The 17,728-nt window shown below is 70.6% G+C and carries 18 protein-coding genes and 1 riboswitch; of the genes, 10 read left to right on the top strand and 8 right to left on the bottom strand.

The window, feature by feature from the left end; translation table 11 throughout:
- Nucleotides 1–7 precede the first annotated feature (7 nt).
- The 6 genes from O7624_RS22720 to O7624_RS22695 all read left to right on the top strand — a co-directional run bounded on the left by O7624_RS22720 (nt 8) and on the right by O7624_RS22695 (nt 4,124).
- Nucleotides 8–1,009 carry a metal ABC transporter substrate-binding protein gene (locus O7624_RS22720; protein ID WP_282237177.1) on the top strand — a complete coding sequence of 334 codons (1,002 nt, stop codon included), beginning with the start codon at nt 8–10 and terminating at the stop codon, nt 1,007–1,009.
- The gene (locus tag O7624_RS22715) at nt 1,006–1,770 is read left to right on the top strand and encodes an ABC transporter ATP-binding protein (protein ID WP_282237176.1); all 765 of its coding nucleotides are present in this window, start codon (nt 1,006–1,008) and stop codon (nt 1,768–1,770) included. The genes O7624_RS22720 and O7624_RS22715 overlap by 4 nt, the downstream gene beginning before the upstream one ends.
- Nucleotides 1,767–2,636, top strand: a complete 870-nt coding sequence (locus O7624_RS22710; RefSeq protein WP_282240724.1) for a metal ABC transporter permease — start codon at nt 1,767–1,769, stop codon at nt 2,634–2,636. The genes O7624_RS22715 and O7624_RS22710 overlap by 4 nt, the downstream gene beginning before the upstream one ends.
- 37 nt (nt 2,637–2,673) lie before the next feature.
- Nucleotides 2,674–2,973, top strand: a complete 300-nt coding sequence (locus O7624_RS22705; RefSeq protein WP_093407467.1) for a metalloregulator ArsR/SmtB family transcription factor — start codon at nt 2,674–2,676, stop codon at nt 2,971–2,973.
- The gene (locus O7624_RS22700) at nt 2,970–3,368 is read left to right on the top strand and encodes a transcriptional repressor (protein WP_282237175.1); all 399 of its coding nucleotides are present in this window, start codon (nt 2,970–2,972) and stop codon (nt 3,366–3,368) included. Before O7624_RS22705 ends, O7624_RS22700 begins: the two co-directional genes overlap by 4 nt.
- A gap of 144 nt (nt 3,369–3,512) precedes the next feature.
- Nucleotides 3,513–4,124, top strand: a complete 612-nt coding sequence (locus O7624_RS22695) for a hypothetical protein (RefSeq protein ID WP_282237174.1) — start codon at nt 3,513–3,515, stop codon at nt 4,122–4,124.
- A 126-nt stretch (nt 4,125–4,250) separates the two neighbouring features.
- Here the strand turns inward: O7624_RS22695 and O7624_RS22690 are convergent, their stop codons facing one another.
- The gene (locus O7624_RS22690) at nt 4,251–5,540 is read right to left on the bottom strand and encodes an IS4 family transposase (RefSeq protein WP_282236290.1); all 1,290 of its coding nucleotides are present in this window, start codon (nt 5,538–5,540) and stop codon (nt 4,251–4,253) included.
- 252 nt (nt 5,541–5,792) lie between these two features.
- Between O7624_RS22690 and O7624_RS22685 the strand changes: the two genes are divergently transcribed.
- A complete protein-coding gene (locus O7624_RS22685) occupies nt 5,793–7,079 on the top strand; it encodes an IS256 family transposase (RefSeq protein ID WP_282237173.1) in 1,287 nt (428 codons plus the stop codon).
- A 78-nt stretch (nt 7,080–7,157) separates the two neighbouring features.
- On the opposite strand, the gene O7624_RS22680 is transcribed toward O7624_RS22685, so the two are convergent.
- The 7 genes from O7624_RS22680 to O7624_RS22650 all read right to left on the bottom strand — a co-directional run bounded on the left by O7624_RS22680 (nt 7,158) and on the right by O7624_RS22650 (nt 14,260).
- Nucleotides 7,158–9,089 carry an acyl-CoA dehydrogenase family protein gene (locus O7624_RS22680; RefSeq protein WP_282240723.1) on the bottom strand — a complete coding sequence of 644 codons (1,932 nt, stop codon included), beginning with the start codon at nt 9,087–9,089 and terminating at the stop codon, nt 7,158–7,160.
- 187 nt (nt 9,090–9,276) lie between these two features.
- On the bottom strand, nt 9,277–9,777 hold the full coding sequence (locus O7624_RS22675; RefSeq protein ID WP_282237172.1) for a DUF6328 family protein: 501 nt from the start codon (nt 9,775–9,777) through the stop codon (nt 9,277–9,279).
- Between the two features lie 109 nt (nt 9,778–9,886).
- Nucleotides 9,887–10,717, bottom strand: coding sequence for an alpha/beta hydrolase (locus O7624_RS22670; RefSeq protein ID WP_282237171.1), 831 nt, complete (start codon nt 10,715–10,717; stop codon nt 9,887–9,889).
- A gap of 46 nt (nt 10,718–10,763) precedes the next feature.
- The gene (locus tag O7624_RS22665) at nt 10,764–11,543 is read right to left on the bottom strand and encodes a MerR family transcriptional regulator (protein WP_282240722.1); all 780 of its coding nucleotides are present in this window, start codon (nt 11,541–11,543) and stop codon (nt 10,764–10,766) included.
- A gap of 140 nt (nt 11,544–11,683) precedes the next feature.
- Nucleotides 11,684–12,481: an ATP-binding cassette domain-containing protein gene (locus tag O7624_RS22660; RefSeq protein WP_093407668.1), complete on the bottom strand. Its 798-nt coding sequence runs from the start codon at nt 12,479–12,481 to the stop codon at nt 11,684–11,686.
- A gap of 79 nt (nt 12,482–12,560) precedes the next feature.
- Nucleotides 12,561–13,322, bottom strand: a complete 762-nt coding sequence (locus O7624_RS22655; RefSeq protein ID WP_282237170.1) for a TIGR03943 family protein — start codon at nt 13,320–13,322, stop codon at nt 12,561–12,563.
- Nucleotides 13,319–14,260 carry a permease gene (locus O7624_RS22650; RefSeq protein WP_282240721.1) on the bottom strand — a complete coding sequence of 314 codons (942 nt, stop codon included), beginning with the start codon at nt 14,258–14,260 and terminating at the stop codon, nt 13,319–13,321. Before O7624_RS22650 ends, O7624_RS22655 begins: the two co-directional genes overlap by 4 nt.
- Before the next feature lie 330 nt (nt 14,261–14,590).
- A riboswitch (TPP riboswitch) is annotated at nt 14,591–14,696 on the top strand.
- A 72-nt stretch (nt 14,697–14,768) separates the two neighbouring features.
- On the opposite strand from O7624_RS22650, the gene O7624_RS22645 reads away from it, so the two are divergent.
- From O7624_RS22645 to O7624_RS22635, 3 genes are read left to right on the top strand one after another with little or no spacing between them, the layout of a single operon-like run.
- A complete protein-coding gene (locus O7624_RS22645) occupies nt 14,769–15,359 on the top strand; it encodes an ECF transporter S component (protein WP_282237169.1) in 591 nt (196 codons plus the stop codon).
- 54 nt (nt 15,360–15,413) lie between these two features.
- Entirely contained in the window at nt 15,414–16,853 is a 1,440-nt protein-coding gene (locus O7624_RS22640; protein ID WP_282237168.1) for an ABC transporter ATP-binding protein, read from the top strand.
- Nucleotides 16,850–17,650, top strand: a complete 801-nt coding sequence (locus O7624_RS22635; RefSeq protein ID WP_093407479.1) for an energy-coupling factor transporter transmembrane component T — start codon at nt 16,850–16,852, stop codon at nt 17,648–17,650. Before O7624_RS22640 ends, O7624_RS22635 begins: the two co-directional genes overlap by 4 nt.
- Nucleotides 17,651–17,728 lie beyond the last annotated feature (78 nt).

Genomic DNA, 17,728 nt, shown 5'->3' with positions numbered 1-17,728 from the left:
CGGTGACATGACCTTCCGCTCCGCCCCGCGCGCCCTGGCCACCGCCACGGCCGCCCTGCTCGCCCTGACCGGCGTCACCGCCTGTTCGAATGACGACAGCCCGGCCGGCGCCGACCCGCAGCGGGTCGACGTGGTGGCCGGTTTCTACCCGTTGCAGTTCCTCGCCGAGCGGATCGGCGGCGACGCCGTGGCCGTGACCAACCTGGCCCGCCCCGGCGCCGAGCCGCACGACCTGGAGCTGAACCCGGGTCAGGTCGGCCAGATCAGCGAGGCGGAGCTGGTCCTCTTCCTGCACGGCTTCCAGCCCGCCGTGGACGAGGCGGTCGAACAGCAGGCCGGTGACCGCGCCTTCGACGTGGCGACCGTGGAGCCCCTGCTGGACGCCACCGCCGGTGGCCACGACCACGGCCACGAAGGCGAGGAGGACGAGCACGGCCACGAGGACGAGGAGCACGCCGACGAGAAGCACGCCGAGGAGGCGTCCGACGGCACCAAGGACCCGCACGTCTGGCTCGACCCGACCCGGCTGGCCACCATCGGCGACAAGCTCGCCGAGCGGCTCGGCACGGCCGACCCGGACCGGGCCGACGAGTACACCCAGCGGGCCGCCACCCTGCGTACCGAGTTGGAACAGCTGGACACCGAGTTCACCGAGGGGCTGAAGACCTGCCAGCGTCGGGAGATCGTGGTCAGCCACACCGCGTTCGGCTACCTGGCGCAGAAGTACCAGCTGGAGCAGATCGGCATCAGCGGACTCACCCCGGAGGACGAGCCGTCCCCGCAGCGACTGGCGGCGGTGGCCGAGGAGGCCCGGGAGCACCAGGCCACCACGATCTTCTTCGAGACGCTTGTCAGCCCGAAGGTGGCCGAGACCATCGCCCGTGAGGTCGGCGCTCAGACCGCGGTGCTGGATCCGATCGAGGGCCTGTCAGCCGAGGGCGACGGGGACTACCTTTCGGTGATGCGTACCAACCTGCAGACCCTGAGGACGGCGTTGAGCTGCTCGTGACACCTGACGTCATCACCGTCACGCACGGGGTGGTCGGCTACGACGGCCGCCCCGTGCTTCGTGACGTTTCGCTTACCGTGACCGCCGGTGAGGTGGTCGCGGTCCTCGGTGCCAACGGCTCCGGCAAGTCCACCCTGATCCGCGCCATTCTCGGGTTGGTCCCGTTGAGCTCCGGCACCGTGACCCTGTTCGGCCGACCGGTCCGCCGGTTCCGACAGTGGCACCGCGTCGGGTACGTCCCCCAGCGCCTCGGCGCCGGCAGTGGCGTACCGGCCACCGTCGCCGAGGTGGTCGCCGCCGGGCGGCTGGCCCGCCGGGGAGTCCTGCGTCCGCCCGGGCGCGCCGACCGGGAGGCCGTCGCCGAGGCGCTGCGCGCCGTCGGCCTGACCGACCGGGCGAAGGACCCGGTCAGCACCCTCTCCGGGGGGCAGCAGCAGCGCACGCTCATCGCCCGGGCCCTCGCCGGGCAGCCCGAGCTGCTGATCCTCGACGAGCCGACGGCCGGCGTGGACGCGGCCAGCCAGGAGGCGTTCGCCGGTGCGTTACGCGACTTCACCGTCAGCGGGGGCACCGTCCTGCTCGTCGCCCACGAACTGGGTCCGCTGCGCCCGGTGATCGGCCGGGCGATCGTCGTACACCAGGGGTTCGTGGCGCACGACGGCGCCGTGCCGGAGCCGGCCGGGCACCACGCGGCGCCGGACCACGACCACGTGCATCCGCACGGCCCCGAGGAGCCCGCCGGGCTGTGGAGCACGAGTTGAACCTCTTCCAGTACGAGTACATGCAGCTTGCGCTGGTCAGCGCTCTGATCATCGGGCTCACCGCGCCCGCGCTCGGCATCTACCTGGTGCAGCGGCGGCTGGCGCTGATCGGGGACGGCATCGGGCACGTCGCGCTGACCGGGGTCGGTGCCGGCCTGCTCTTCCAGACCTCCCCCGTGATCATGGCCGTGATCGCGGCCACCATCGGCGCGGTCGCCATCGAGCTGATCCGGGAACGCGGCCGTACCTCCGGCGACCTGGCTCTCGCGCTGCTCTTCTACGGCGGCATCGCCGGCGGGGTGGTGCTGGTCGGGCTCTCCGACAGCACCAGCTCCAATCTCAACGCGTACCTGTTCGGCGCATTGAGCACGGCGTCCCGGACGGATGTCGCCACCATCGCGGTGCTGGGCACGGCCGTGCTGATCGCGATGATCGGGCTGCGGCCGGCGCTGTTCGCCGTCTGTCACGACGAGGAGTACGCCCGGGTCTCCGGCCTGCCGGTGCGCACGCTCAACCTGCTGCTCGCGGTCACCACGGCGATCACGGTGACGATCGCCATGCGGGCGGTCGGCGTACTGCTGATCAGCGCGCTGATGGTCGTCCCGGTGGCCACGGCGCAGCAGGTCACCCGGGGGTTCCGCAGCACGATGGCGGCGGCGATGGCGTTGGGTCTGTTCGCCGGCGGCGCGGGCATCTGGATGGCGGCGGTCGCCGACACCGCGCCGGGCGCCTCGGTGGTGGTCCTCGCGATCGCCTCGTTCGTGGTGGTCACCCTGCTGGCCGCCGGTTGGCGCCGGCTCCGGCGGGCCCGACCCCAACCCGCGCCGGCTCCGGAGCCGCACGAGGTGGTGCTCGGCGGATCCTGATCACGAGCTGCCCGCCGGTATTGGTTACCGTTGCAGGGTGACCAGCGGATCCGGCTATGACGCGTACGAGGGTGCCAGCGAGTTGCTGCGCGCCCTCTCGGCACCGATCCGGCTGGCCATCGTCAGCGAGCTGGCCGGTGGTGAGCGCTGCGTGCACGAGCTGGTGGACAAGCTCGGCGTGGCCCAGCCGCTGGTCTCCCAGCACCTGCGGGTGCTCCGTGGGGCGGGCGTGGTCCGGGGCTCCCGGCGGGGGCGGGAGATCGCGTACACCCTGGTCGACGAGCACGTCGCGCACATCGTGGCCGACGCGGTCAGCCACGCCGGGGAGGGATCATGAGCGAGAGTAATACGGCCGTTCGCAACACCCGTCAGCGTTCGGCGGTGAGCGCGCTGCTCGCCGAGACGGACGGGTTCCACAGCGCCCAGGAACTGCACGCGATGCTGCGCGATCGTGGCGAGCGGGTCGGGTTGACCACGGTCTACCGGACGTTGCAGGGGCTGGCTGACGCGGGCGAGATCGACGTGATGCGTCCACCGGGCGGCGAGCACCTGTACCGCCGGTGCAGCGAGGGGCATCACCACCATCTGGTCTGCCGGGCCTGCGGCCGTACGGTCGAGGTCGCCGGGCCGACGGTGGAGACCTGGGCCGACCGGGTCGCCGCGCAGCACGGCTTCACCGACGTCAGTCACACCCTGGAGATCTTCGGCACCTGCCCGACCTGCGCCCGCTGACCGGTCGGCCGCCGGTCTTCCTCGTCGCGTCACTGCGGGTGCCGCCCGGGTCGGCGTGCTGGCGATCAGAAGTACGTGATCGGCGAGATCTGACGGGCAACTGTCGGGGTGCCGGCTGGCGGGGTCCGTGGCAGTCTGTCCGGCGTGAAGATCTACGCTGATCGTTTCCCGACCGCGCTGCGACAGCTACTCACCGATCTGCTCGTCATCGCTTGGGTGTACGCGACGATCCGGGGCGCGCTGTGGCTGCACGACCTGGTGCAGAAACTGGCCGTACCCGGACAGAAGCTGGAAGGGGCGGGCGGCGGACTTGCCGACAACCTCGCCGAAGCCGGCGGCAAGGTCGGCCGGGTGCCGTTGGTCGGTGATGAGCTGACCGCACCCTTCGAGCGGGCGGCCGGTGCCGCTCGCTCGCTGGCCGAGGCCGGCCGCGACCAGCAGGAGTTGGTCGACCAGTTGGCGCTGGCACTGGCCGTCGGGCTGCTGATCGTGCCGCTCGGACTTGTGGTGTTCGGCTGGCTGCCGCTGCGGGTGCGCTGGATGCGCCGGGCCGGCTCGGCGGCGACACTGGCCGCCGCACCCGCCGGCCGGGACCTGCTGGCCCTGCGCGCCCTGGCCGGCCAGCCGCTGCGCAAGCTCACCCGGATCGCCCCCGACGTCGCCGAAGCGTGGCGCCGTGGCGACGACGCGACGGTCAACGCCCTGGCCGCCCTAGAACTCCGCCGCCTAGGCCTCCGCGACCCCCACCACCCCTGACCTCCCCACCACTCCCCTGTTGATCAAGAAGTTTGGGTCGTGAATCGCGCCGATTCAGACCAGAACTTCTTGATCAACACGGGCTGGCGCGGGACCGCGTGGGGGGTTAGGGGCAACGCCGCTCAGTTAGGGCGGTGGGTTGGTTGTCAATGCTGCCGCGTCGAGGATGTTGATCTTGAATGTGGCGTGGTAGGTGGTGCGGTCGATGGTGCCTTTGGCGCGGTGTTTGGAGATCGCGCGTTTGACCACGCGGGGGCTGATTCGGGTGCGGCGTGGGGGGAGCAGGTCGGCCAGGACGGCGCGGCCGATGGCTCCGACGAGGTCGATGACGGTGTCGGCGATGACACCGGCGGCGTGGGTGATTTGGTCTCGGGCGGCGTGGACGGCGATGGTGAAGCTGGCCCGGTCGGGGTTGGTCGTGGGCCGGCTGGCGGTGGCGTCAGCCATCGCCAGCCGGACCGCTTGGTAGGTGGTGAGCAGGGCGTGGACCTCTTGACTGATCCCGTTCGGGGTTCGGGCTCGCAGGACCCGTCCGCCCAGCAGGGTGGACTTCAACTCCAGGTATGCCGTTTCGATCTCCCAGCGGTGGTGGTAGAGGGTGACCAGGTCCATGGCCGGGAAACGGCGCTGGTCGGTGAGGGTGGTGATCAGCCGGTACCGGCCGATGTGGCGTTTGCCGTTCATGCTCACGACGATCTCGGCGTCGACGACCCGGACGCTCATCGTGCCGATGACCGACAGCCAGGAACCGTCGTGATGGCGGCGGATGACGGGTAGCCGCCGGTCGTCCTTGTCACGGATGAGTAGGTCAGCGCCGGTGCCGGCGAACTGCTCGATCATCGTGCGGGCAGCGAAGCCCCGATCGGCCAGCAGCAGCATGCCCGGGTGCAGACAGCCCAGCAGACGAGCGGCGCAGCTCAACTCGCCGGTGCTGATGGAAGTGAACACCGCATCGATGAGGGTCCGCGTGCCGCACACGACGACCGCGACCAGCCGCAGCATCGGATAGCCCGAGCCGCCGTGAGTTCCGGCCTGACGAGGATAGACCGCGAGGTTCGCCGTGCTGTCGGGCACGAACATGCTGGTGCCGTCGATTGCACACACCAGCAGACCTCGCCATCGCCCAGCCCCGGCAGGCGGACCTGCCACCAGCCGGAACAACGCTGCCAAAGGTTTGTCCCCAACCCGACGGCGAGCCTGAGACAGGGCTGAGGAAGTCGGCATCGCCACCGGCAACCCGTCCAGACCAGCAACCAGCCGAGCCCACACTTGCCGATAACCCAACTCGGTGAACAACCCCGCCGCGAGCAGCAGATACACCACCACCCGCGACGGCAGATCCCGCACCCGAGCCTGCACCGCCCGCGTCTGCGCCAGGACGGCATCGACCATCTCGAAGGGCACCTGCTGCGTCAACTCACCCAGATGACCTGGCGCGAACCGGCCGGCTGCCACCGTGACGGTCCGAGCAATGGCACACTGTTCCAACGGCGGGGCTCCCGGTCCAGAGGCTGTCTTGGAGTGACAAACCTCTATACCGAGACCCCGCCGCCCTCGTCTATCGACACGCTCCTTGACAGACGCCCCGTCTCCCTAACGGGTCTGTGGATCTAAAGGTGTTTCCGGCCTGACCTGCCGGGCGTTGTGCCTGGTGAGGAGGGTGCCGTGATGACCGCGACACTGAACGACCAGACCGGACGGAAGAAGCGGGCTGAGCCGTCGGCGGAGGCGAAAGCCGCCGCTGAGCTGGTTCGGGCCGCGAAGGAGCAGGGCTTGTCGTTGACGGGTCCGGACGGGCTGTTGAAGCAGTTGACCAAGACGGTCCTGGAGACCGCGTTGAACGAGGAGATGACGGAGCATCTCGGTTATGCCAAACACGAACCCGACGGTGCCGGCTCGGGCAACATCCGCAACGGCACTCGGTCGAAGACGGTGTTGACCGACGCGTCGGGACGGGTGCAGATCGACGTGCCGCGGGACCGGGCGGGCACGTTCGAGCCGCAGATCGTGCGCAAGCGGCAGCGTCGCCTGTCGGGCGTCGATGAGGTGGTGTTGTCGTTGTATGCCAAGGGTTTGACCACCGGGGAAATCTCGGCGCACTTCGCCGAGATTTACGGGGCTTCGGTGTCCAAGGAGACGATCTCGCGGATCACCGACAAGGTGATCGAGGAGATGACCGACTGGTCCCACCGGCCCCTGGACGAGATCTACGCGGCGGTGTTCATCGACGCCATCGTGGTGAAGGTGCGGGATGGGCAGGTGGCGAACCGGCCGTTCTATGCCGCGATCGGAGTCACCCTCGACGGGGACAAGGACATCCTCGGGTTGTGGGCCGGCGCGGGTGGTGAGGGCGCGAAGTTCTGGATGAGCGTGCTCACCGACCTGCGCAACCGGGGCGTGAAGGACGTGTTCTTCCTGGTCTGCGACGGGTTGAAGGGCCTGCCCGATGTCGTCACGAACGTGTGGCCGCAGACGGTGGTGCAGACGTGCGTGATCCATCTGATCCGCAACACCTTCCGGCTCACCTCGCGGCGTTACTGGGATGAGCTGAAGCGCGATATCAAGCCGATCTACACCGCCGTCAACGCCACCGCCGCAAGGGCCGCGTTCGACGACCTGGCCGAGAAATGGGGCGGCCGGTACCCGGCGGTGATCCGGCTGTGGGACAACGCGTGGGCGGAGTTCATCCCGTTCCTCGACTACGACCTGGAGATCCGCACAGTCATCTGCTCGACCAACGCGATCGAATCGTTGAACGCCCGCTACCGGCGGGCGGTCAAGGCCCGCGGCCACTTCCCCAACGAGCAGGCCGCGTTGAAGTGCCTGTACCTGGTGACCCGATCCCTGGACCCCACCGGAGCAGGCAGAACCCGATGGACGACGCGCTGGAAACCCGCCCTGAACGCCTTCGCCATCACCTTCAGCGACCGCTTCCCAGCCGCTGAAACCTACTAACCAAGATCGCCGGAAACACCCTTAGCGAGACAGGCCCTCCCTAACTGAGCGGCATTGGGGTTAGGGGTGGGGGTGGGGTCAGGTGGGCGGGGGGAGGTGGCGGCGGGCGGTGGAGGGGGCGGTGGAGGGGCCGGGGGTCCAGGGGGCCACCCAGGGCAGGTCGGCGGGTGGCGGGATGACGCCGTCCTCCAGAGCCGTGTAGCGGCCGGCGAGGATGCGCTTGGCAGCCGTCACGTCGATCGAGTCGGTGTTCTCCCACAGGGCGGTGAACAGGGCGTCTACCCGGACCCGGGCCTGCCGGCAGAACAGGTCGGCCAGTTCGACGTTCTCCGGCCGGGTGTCGCGCTCGGCGTGGGCGCGTACGCAGACCGCGCTCATCGCGAACAGCTCCGCGCCGATGTCCACCACTCGGCCCAGGAACGCCTGCTTGCGCTCCATCTTTCCCTGCCAGCGGGACATCGCGTAGAAGGTGGACCGGGCCAGCTTCCGACTGGCGCGTTCCACCTGACGCAGGTGCCCGGCGAGCGGACCGAACTCGCCGTACCCGGTGGGCTGCTGCCCCTTGCCGACCGCGAGGGTCGGCAGCCACCGCGCGTAGAACGCGCCCGCCCGGGCACCAGCCTTCGCCTTGCGGGCGAGCCCGGCGTCGGGGTCGATGATGTCGCCCGCCACCGACAGGTGCGCGTCCACCGCCTCCCGGGCGATGAGTAGGTGCATGATCTCCGTAGAGCCTTCGAAGATCCGGTTGATCCGCAGGTCACGGAGCATCTGCTCGACCGCGGCCGGGCGTTCGCCCCGGGCGGTGAGCGACTCGGCCGTCTCGTACCCCCGGCCACCGCGGATCTGGACCAGTTCGTCGGCGACCCGCCACGCCATCTCGCTGGCGTACAGCTTCACCAGCGCCGCCTCGATCCGGATGTCGTTGCGGTCGTCGTCGGCGAGCAGGCAGCAGAGGTCGAGCATGGTCTCCATGCCGTACGTGGTCGCGGCGATGAAGGAGAGCTTCTGGGCGACGGCCTCGTGCTCACCCACCGGCCGGCCCCACTGGACCCGCTCCGCCGACCACTCCCGGGCCACGTTCAACGCCCACTTGCCGGCGCCGATGCACATCGCCGGCAGCGACAACCGGCCGGTGGTCAGCGTACTCAGGGCGATCCGCAGCCCCTTACCCTCGCCACCGATGACGTTCTCCTTCGGTACGAAGACGTCGTGGAATCGGGTGAGGCTGTTCTCCAGTCCACGCAGGCCGAGGAAGGCGTTGCGCCGCTCGACCGTGATGCCCTCGGCGTCGCCGTCGACCACGAAGGCGGTGATGCCGCCGCGACGTCCCTCCGCCTTCGGCACCCGGGCCATCACCACGAGCTGGGTGGCCACGGTGCCGTTGGTGGCCCACAGCTTGACGCCGTTGATCCGGTAGCCGGTGCCGTCGGGTGTCGGCTCGGCGGTGGTCGCCAGGCGGGCCGGGTCGGAGCCCACGTCCGGCTCGGTCAGCAGGAACGCGGAGACCTCGCCGGCGGCCAGCCGGGGCAGGAAGCGACGTCGCTGCTCCTCGCTGCCGAACATCTTCAACGGCTGAGGTACGCCGATCGACTGGTGTGCCGACAGCAGCGCGCCGATCGCCGGGCTGACCGAGCCGGCGAGCATCAACGCCCGGCAGTAGTGCAGGTTGCTCAGGCCGAGCCCGCCGTACTCCCGGCCGATCTTCATCCCGAAGGCGCCCAGCCGGGCCAGCCCCTGGAACACCTCGTCGGGAATCCGCGCGTCGCGTTCGATCGCCGCGCCGTCCACCTCGGTGGCGACGTAGTCGCGGAGCCGGCCGAGGAACTCCTCGGCGCGGGCCTGTTCCTCCGGATCCGGTCGCGGCCACGGATCGATCAGGTCGAGCCGCAGCCGGCCCAGGAAGAGTTCCTTGCCGAAGCTGGGCCGGTCCCAGGTGGTCTGGCGGGCCGCCTCGGCGACCTGACGGGCCTCCTTCTCGGACACCTGGCCCGCCGCGTCCGGCGCGGGCACCTGGCCCGCTGCTTCTGGGGCGCGGTCGGCGTTACGGCTGTCGGTGGCTGACGGACGGTGGTTCTCGGCGATGGCCACGGCAAACCCCCGGGGGTCGATCCGGACAGTCGGACTGTTCCGCCTGTTCAGCAGGCTACCCGCGTTTGTTACCCAAAGGTAGCCACGGATATCCGCAGCAGCGGCCGACTCAGTCCTGGTTCAGGCCGCTCGGGTCCTCGTCGTCGTCGATGTCGTCCTCACCCCAGTTGCGGCGGGCGAACGGCAGCATCATCCAGAGGGTCAGGAACCACAGACCGGTAACGGCACTGAGCAGGAACGCGATCGGTCGGGCGAGCACGAAGTCGGTGATCAGCAGCACCGAACTCACCATCGCGACAAGCATGAAGCCGAGACCGCCACTGGCCATCCGATGGGCGAAGCGCACCAGTTCCGGTTTGCGGCCCTGCCGGAACAGCGCCCGGTGGAACGCCACCGGCGAGATGATCATCGCGGTGGCGCCGGCTGCGGCCAGCAGCGCGACGATGTAGACGTCCCGCTGAAACTGGGTGGTGTCGTCGAAGCCGGCGCTGAACGGCAGGGTCAGCAGGAAGGCGAAGAGGATCTGCACGCCGGTCTGCGCGACCCGCAATTCCTGTAGCAGGTCGGCGAAGTTGCGCTGCCACCGCTGCTTCTCGGTTTCCTTTGACACTGCGGACCTCCGGGGCTCCGCCGGCCCTCGCCGCCGGCGGTCACGCTGATGCCCCACCGGGTGCGACCCGAAACCCGTTCAGGATCCCCGGTGCCCGCTCTCCGCCCACTCAAACCGCCGGGCGTACCCGGGCCAGGATCGCCTCGGCCAGCGGCGTCGGCGCCTCGTCCGGGATCCAGTGGGTGACCCCGGCCAGTTCGACGAATCGAAAATCCCCGGTCACGTGAGCGGCGCACGCCTGCGCGGCGACCCGCCCGATGGCGACGTCACCGTCACTCCAGACGAAAGTGGTCGGCACCGGCACCGGGCCGATCGCCGCCAGATCCGCCTTCGACATCGCCCGGTACCAGTTCAACGCGGCGGTCAGCGCACCCGGCTCACGCATCGGATCGGCGTACGCGGCCACCCGGGCGGCGTCGCCGACGCCACGCAGCAGCCGCCGCAGCCCGGCCGCACCGAGCGCCAGCAACGTCTTCTCCGCCACCCCCGGCTTCCGGAACAGCACCATGTACGCCGAGCGCGCCTTCTGCTGCGGGTCGTGTGTCAACGCGTACGCCATGGCCGCCGGATGCGGCACGGAGACCGCGGTCAGGGTCCGTACCCGGTTCGGGTGGGTGGCGGCCAGCGCCCACCCGACGACCGCACCCCAGTCGTGCCCGACCACGTGGGCGGCGGGCACCCCGAGGGCGTCCAGCACCGCAGCCGCGTCGGCGACCAGTTCACCCAGCCGGTACGCCTCGACCTGGGTGGGCCGGGCGTGTGGCGAGTAGCCCCGCTGGTTCAGCGCGTAGCTGCGCAGACCGGCGGCGTGCAGGGCCGGCAGTACGTCGTCCCACTCACCCGAGTGCTGCGGGAAACCGTGCAGCAGCAGCACCGGTTCGCCCTGCTCCGGACCACCGGTGGTGACGTCGAACCGCAGACCTCGGGCATCGATGCGCATGCCGGCAGCCTACCGACGACCCGACGCCGGCTCCGAAAGGTGACAATCAACAGGGCGGCTCGGCCAGCCGCTCCATCCGGTTCCAACCGGTCCAGCCTCGTTCGCGCAACAACTCCTGCAGTCGTTGCATCCGGGGATCGGCTTCAACGGCGAGCGCGTCCAGCAGGTCGTGCATCAGGTCCTGGTAGTCCCCATCGGAGGGTTCGAACGTGCCGGCGGCGTACGCCTGCTCAGCCAGGTTGGCAATGATGTCGGCGGCCTCCGCCAAGCGTGGGTCGTCGTCGGCGTCGCCGTCGAGGATCTCCGACAGCACCCGGTAGAGCCGGACGACCCGCGGGTCGTCGAGCTGCGCGAGTTTGCCGGGCATGAACTCGCGGATGTGATCGGGCCAGCGGGCGGCCACCAGGATCCAGCCGTCCCGCTCGCCCGCCATCACCCGCTCGGACACACCGATTTCCCGGAGCCGATCGAGGTAGGCGGTCACCTCCGGGGGGAGTGTCAGACCGTCCCCGGCCGCGAGCTGCGCGATCTGCCTACGGCTGGTCTGCAACCGTTCGATCTCTTCCCGCAGGTGACCGTCGATCCCGCGGATCGCTTCCGCGAAGGTCGCCGCATCGGCTTCGAGTAGCTGACTGATCCGGGACAGCGGCACACCGGCGTTGGCGAGAGTGCGGATCTTGATGAGGGACACGGCCGCCGTCGGGCCGTACCGCCGGTAACCCGAGGCGTCCCGCTCCGGCTCGGGCAGCAGCCCGATCTGGTGGTAGTGCCGCACCGTCCGCACCGTGACACCGGCGTACGCCGCCAGTTGACCGATCGTCAGCATGCCCCGATCCTGCCCCCACCACACCGGGCCCGGCCGAGTCGGGCTAACGCGGTAGGCCACGTACGAGTCGGCCCCGGTCTCGATCGCACCACCGAAGCCGTGGACGAACAGCAGCATGAAGGCGATCGGCACCTGCCGCTTCAGTGCTGTTCCTTGTCTGTGCCGGCACCGACGAGGGTGAGGAAGATGTCTTCGAGGTTCCGCTGCTTTTCGACGTACTCGACCTCGGCGGGTGGCAGGATCCGCCTCAGCTCGTCGAGGGTGCCGTCCACGATGATTCGTCCCTCATGGAGGATCGCGATCCGGTCGGCGAGGTTTTCCGCCTCGTCGAGATACTGGGTGGTGAGCAGCACGGTCGTGCCGCCCTGAGCGAGTTCGTTGACGGCGTGCCACACCTCAAGGCGCGCCTGCGGGTCCAGCCCGGTCGTCGGCTCGTCGAGGAAGACGACAGGCGGATTCCCGATCAGACTCATCGCGATGTCCAGCCGGCGGCGCATGCCCCCGGAGTACGTCGCCACCCTGCGGGCACCCGCCTCGGTCAATGCGAAGCGCTTCAACAGCTCGTCCGCGATCGCGCCGGGTGCCTTGAGGTGCCGCAGCCTGGCGACGAGGACGAGGTTCTCGCGCCCGGTGAGGATCTCGTCGACCGCCGCGAACTGCCCGGTGAGGCTGATGGACTCGCGCACGTCGGCCGCCCGCGTCGCGACGTCGAAGCCGTTGACGTGTGCGGTGCCCGCGTCGGCCTTGAGCAGCGTGGAAAGGATCTTCACCACCGTGGTCTTGCCCGCGCCGTTCGAGCCGAGCAGGGCGAAGATGCTCCCCCGCGCGACCTCGAAATCCACGCCACGCAGCACGTGCAGCTTCTGGTACGACTTCGCCAGGCCCCGCACCCGGATCGCGGGCCCCTGAAGCTCACTGGTCGTCGCCGGGATCGTCATGCCGATCAGCATGGAGGGCTGACGCAGCGTCAGGGTCAAGCCCGCAGCGGGCACCAATCTCGCAGGGGGTGGCGCGACGTCAGTCGTACGGACGCTTGGGGACAGGCACCTGCCGCCAGGACTCGACCTCAAGGTAGGGGATCTCCGCGTCGTTCACCGGATCCCGGCCGAGTCGATCGCTGTAGCGGCCGGTCACCTCGACCCAACTGTCGTCGGGCAGCCCGGCCGGTACGTCGCCGGTCAACCCGAGCTTGACCGGTCGGCCGTCGGCGGCGCAGCAGGACAGCACCATCCGGGCCAGGATCGGCTGGCCGTCCGCGCCGGTGGCAATGAAGCCGGTGAGCTGAACCCGCCGATCGCCGATCGACGTGCCCCGGTCGAACAGCGCCCGGGAGGCGTAGTCCAGGACGCTGACCTGCACCGGGTCCCCCTCGGGCAGCGGCGGGTAGTCCGACTGCTGTTGGCTGCTCAACGCCGTGCCGGCCTGACCCGCCGCGTACGACCCGAGGGCCGGCGGGGCGACCAGCAGCAGGCCGAGCACGGGCAGGATCAGCAGCCAACCGACCCGCGGCTCGTGGTGGGCGTGCCCGTGCCCGTCGTGCCCGTCGGGGCGGTCGGGGCCTACGGTGGGACCGTCGGCGGGGGCCAGCGCGCGGGGGGCTGGCGGGCGCAGCTCGTACCAGAGCGTCATGATCGCGGCGGCGACCAGCAGCAGGCCGGCGGCGATCAGGAAGGGACGCAGGCCCTCCTTGACGTAGCGCAGGTAGAGGTCGGTGACGCTGGCCCGGATCACCGCGCCGCCGAGCAGCAGCAGGATCACCGCCTGCGCCTGCCGGTTCACAGCAGCACCGCCCCGGCGCCGACGGCGACCAGCACGGCCACCGCGAAGGTGGTCGGCGCGAACCGGAAGGCGAAGCGGCGGCCGAACACACCGGCCTGCATCGAGATCAGCTTGAGATCGACCATCGGCCCCACCACCAGGAAGACCAGTCGGGACGTGAGCGAGAACTGGGACAGCGAGGCAGCGACGAAGGCGTCAGCCTCCGAGCAGAGCGAGAGCAGCACGGCGAGCAGCGCCAGCGCCAGGATCGACAGCCACGCGTTGTCGGCGAGGGTCTGCAACCACCGCTCCGGCACCAGTACGTTGATGCTTGCGGCGGCCATCGCGCCGAGTACCAGGAAACCACCGGCGTGAGTGACGTCGTGGCGGACGGCGGCCCAGAAGGCCCGGCCCCGGGACGCGTCGTCCAGCTCCGGGCGGCGCGGCATCCTGATCCACTCGGTGCGCCCGAGCCGCAGCCAGAGCCACCCCATGATCATGGCGACGATCAGGCTGGCGACGCCCCGGGCAAGGACCATCTCGGGGTTGTTCGGGAAGGCGACCGCCGTGGCGGTGAGCACGATCGGGTTGACAGCCGGGGCGGCGAGCAGAAACGCCAGCGCGGCGGCCGGGGTCACGCCCCGCCGGATCAGTGACCCGGCGATCGGTACCGAACCGCACTCGCAGCCCGGCAGCACCACCCCGGCCGCGCTGGCTGCCGGCACCGCCAACGCCGGGTGCCGGGGCAACGCCTTCGCCCAGAAGGATCGGGGCACGAAGACCGCGATCACGGCGGAGAGCAGCACTCCGAAGGCCAGGAACGGCACTGCCTGCACCATGATCGAGACGAAGACGGTGGTCCAGGTCTGGATGCGGGGATCGTCCAGGGCGGCGGCGATCGGCTCCCGAAAGATGATCAGGATGATCAGCAGCGCCGCGAGAATCTCCACCGAGCCGATCCGGTCACCGAGCCGGCGCCTGGGTGGCTCGCCACCGGCAGGCTCCGGTGGGCGCGTTTCGATGTCGACGCCCCCGGCCGAGGATCGGGGCTCCGGTTCGCCCGGCACGGCCCGGTCAGTGTCTGTGGTCACCCGTCACCCTTCGGCCGTGGCGGATCGGCGGACTGAGATTACCGTCCGGCGCGGATGACGTCGATGGATGTCACAGATTGGCCAAACTTCCGGGAGCCCCCGGCCACCGGACCAATCGGATGCGAGTAACCGTCGTGACCTGGGGAGATCACATTGCCGGTGGATCTTCCGTGGTGTTAGCGTCGGCGGGACAGACAACACCTCCGACAGGGGAGCGCACAGCGCTGAGAGTGCGGGTCCGCCCGCAGACCCTCCGTACCTGATCTGGGTAATGCCAGCGCAGGGAGTTCGGTCCACCTCCAGCCCGCCACCGTTCGGCGCCGCCGGCCGGGGCGTGCGTCTTGCCTGGTTCGCATCTGGACTGGGAGCAATCATCGTGCAAACCACCGACAGCAACCGCTGGCGCACCATCGACATCGTGGTGGCATCGGTCATCGCCGTCGCCTTCGGCGTCATCTTCTGGGCCTGGGGCGTGGTGTGGAGCGCCACCGAGGGCGCCTTCAGCTTCTTCCCGCCGGCACAGACCCTCATCTACGGTGTCTGGCTGGTGCCGGCCGTGCTCGGCGGCCTGGTCATCCGCAAGCCCGGCGCCGCGCTGTACTGCGAACTGCTGGCCGCGATCATCTCGGCCCTGCTGGGCAGCCAGTGGGGCACCATCGTCCTGTTGCAGGGCCTGATGCAGGGTGTCGGCGCCGAGTTGGCCTTCGCCGCCTTCCGGTACCGCTCCTACCGGCTGCCGGTCGCCCTGCTGGCCGGTGCGCTGACCGGCCTCAGCGCGGCAATCTTCGACTTCGTCTACTGGAACGCCGAACGCGACATCGCCACCTACCGCCTGCCCTATGCCGCGCTCACCGTCGTCAGCGCCACCGTCATCGCCGGCGCCGGCGCGCACGCCCTGACCCGCGCCCTGGCCCGCACCGGCGTCCTCGACCGCTTCCCCGCCGCCCGCGAACGCCCCCTGGTCTGACCTCCCCGGCAGTGTCGATCTCCACAGCAACCGTCAGGAAGAAAGGAAGGCGGGATGGGTGAGGGGGTGTGGGTACGGGGGTTTGGGTGGCGGCATGCCGGGAGGCGTGACTGGGCGGTGCGCGGGGTCGAGCTGCGGGTGGAGCGCGGCGAGAAGGTGCTGCTGTTGGGGGCGTCCGGGGCCGGGAAGAGCACGTTGCTGGCGGCGCTGGCCGGCCTGCTGCCCGAGGACTCCGGGGAACACGAGGGCAGCATCGAGATCGACGGCCGGCCGGTCGACGAGGCCCGGGACCGGGTCGGCATCGTCTTCCAGGACCCACAGTCCCAGCTCGTCATGGCCCGCAGCGGCGACGACGTGGCGTTCGGGCTGGAGAACCGGGGCGTGCCGGCCGGACAGATCTGGCCGCGGGTGGACGAGGCGCTGCACCGGGTGGGCTTCCCGTACCCGAGGGACCGACCCACCGCGGCGCTCTCCGGCGGCGAACAACAGCGCCTCGCCCTGGCCGGCGTGCTGGCGCTGCGTCCCGGCCTGCTGCTGCTGGACGAACCCACCGCCAACCTCGACCCCGCGGGTGCCGCCCTGATCCGCGCGGCGCTCACCCGGGCGGTGGACGCCGACACCACCCTGATCCTGGTCGAGCACCGGGTCGCCGAAGCGCTGCCCCTGGTAGACCGGGTGGTGGTGCTCGAACCCGGCGGCGGGGTCCGCGCCGACGGCCCACCGGAGGCGGTCTTCGCCGCGCACGGCGACGCCCTCGCCGCCGAGGGGGTCTGGGTGCCCGGCCGGGAGATCCCGCCACGCCGGGCCGCCGGCCCGGCCGGCGAGGTGCTGCTCACCGCCGAACACCTCGGCCAGCCACCCCGGCTGGCCGCCACCGACCTGACCGTACGAGCCGGCGAGGCGCTCGCGGTGCTCGGACCGAACGGCGCCGGGAAGTCCACCCTGGCGCTGCTGCTCGGCGGACTCCTCCGGCCCGGCACCGGGCGGCTGACGGCCAGCCCGGAACTGGCCGGAACGGACTCGCGCACCGCACCGCACCGATGGCGGGCACCGGCGCTGACCCGCCGGATCGGCTCGGTGTTCCAGAATCCCGAGCACCAGTTCGTCACCGGCACGGTCTTCGACGAGCTGGCCCTGGGGCCGAGGCGGACCGGGGCGTCCGAATCGGCGGTGCACGACCGCGTGACGGAACTGTTGAGCCGGCTGCGGCTGGATCGGCTCGCCGCCGCCAACCCGTACACCCTCTCCGGCGGCGAGGCGCGGCGGCTGAGCGTGGCGACCGCCCTGGCCACCGCGCCCCGCCTGCTCATCTGCGACGAACCCACCTTCGGCCAGGACCGGCGCACCTGGCGCGAGCTGGTGGATCTCCACGCCGACCTGCGCGACGCCGGACACGGCCTGGTCACCGTCACCCATGACGCCGACTTCGTGGCCGCGTTGGCCGACCGTACGCTGGCCCTCGCTCCGCCCGACACGGGACCGGCACGGCCATGATCACCCTGGAGCCGATCGCCCGGCCGGGCGCGCCGCTGGCCCGGCGAAATCCGGTGGCCAAACTGGCAGCCGCGATGTTGTTCGCGTTTCCGCTGATGGCCACGCTGGACCCGGTCACGCCGGCCATCGCGATCGCCGTGGAGCTGGCGGTGCTGCCGCTTTTCGGGGTGCACCCCGGGCTGCTGGCCCGGCGGGCCTGGCCGCTGCTGGCCGCCGGCGGCGGCATCCTGGTCACGCTTGTGCTCTTCGCCGCCGACCGGTCGGGTCGGGTGCTGCTCGACGCGGGGCCGGTCGTGGTGACCTCGGGGGTGCTGGTCACCGCGCTCGGCCTGGTACTGCGGCTGTTCGCGGTGGCGTTGCCCGGCGTGATCGTCTTCGCCACCACCGACCCGACGGACCTGGCCGACGCGCTGGTGCAGAACGCCAGGGCACCCGCCCGGTTCGCGATCGGCGCGTTGGCGGCGTTCCGGTTGGTGCCGCTGCTCGGCCAGGAGTGGCAGATGATCACCATGGCGCGCCGGGCGCGCGGAGTCGAGGCTGGGCGCAACCCGGTGGCCCGACTACGGCTGTTCGTCTCGACGGCGTTCACGCTGCTGGTCGGGGCGATCCGGCGGGGCACCCGGCTCGCGGTGGCGATGGACGCCCGAGGCTTCGACAGCGGCATGCCGCGCACCTTCGCCCGCCGACAGCGTTTCGTCACGGCCGACTGGCTGCTCGTCGTCGGCGCGACGGCGACCGCCGGGGCCGCGCTCGCCGTCAGCGTGGCACTCGGCGTCTTCCGCCCGCTGGTCGGCTGACCCCGCCGCCACGCGTCGAAGCGGACCGGGTCAGCGACGGACCCGGCCGACACCACACATGGTCGGGATCGCATGTTC

This window comes from Verrucosispora sp. WMMD1129, from assembly GCF_029581255.1.
GTDB classification, from domain to species: domain Bacteria; phylum Actinomycetota; class Actinomycetes; order Mycobacteriales; family Micromonosporaceae; genus Micromonospora; species Micromonospora sediminimaris.
Note: the sequence above shows the minus strand (reverse complement) of the source record. Positions and strands in the feature narration are given on the sequence as shown.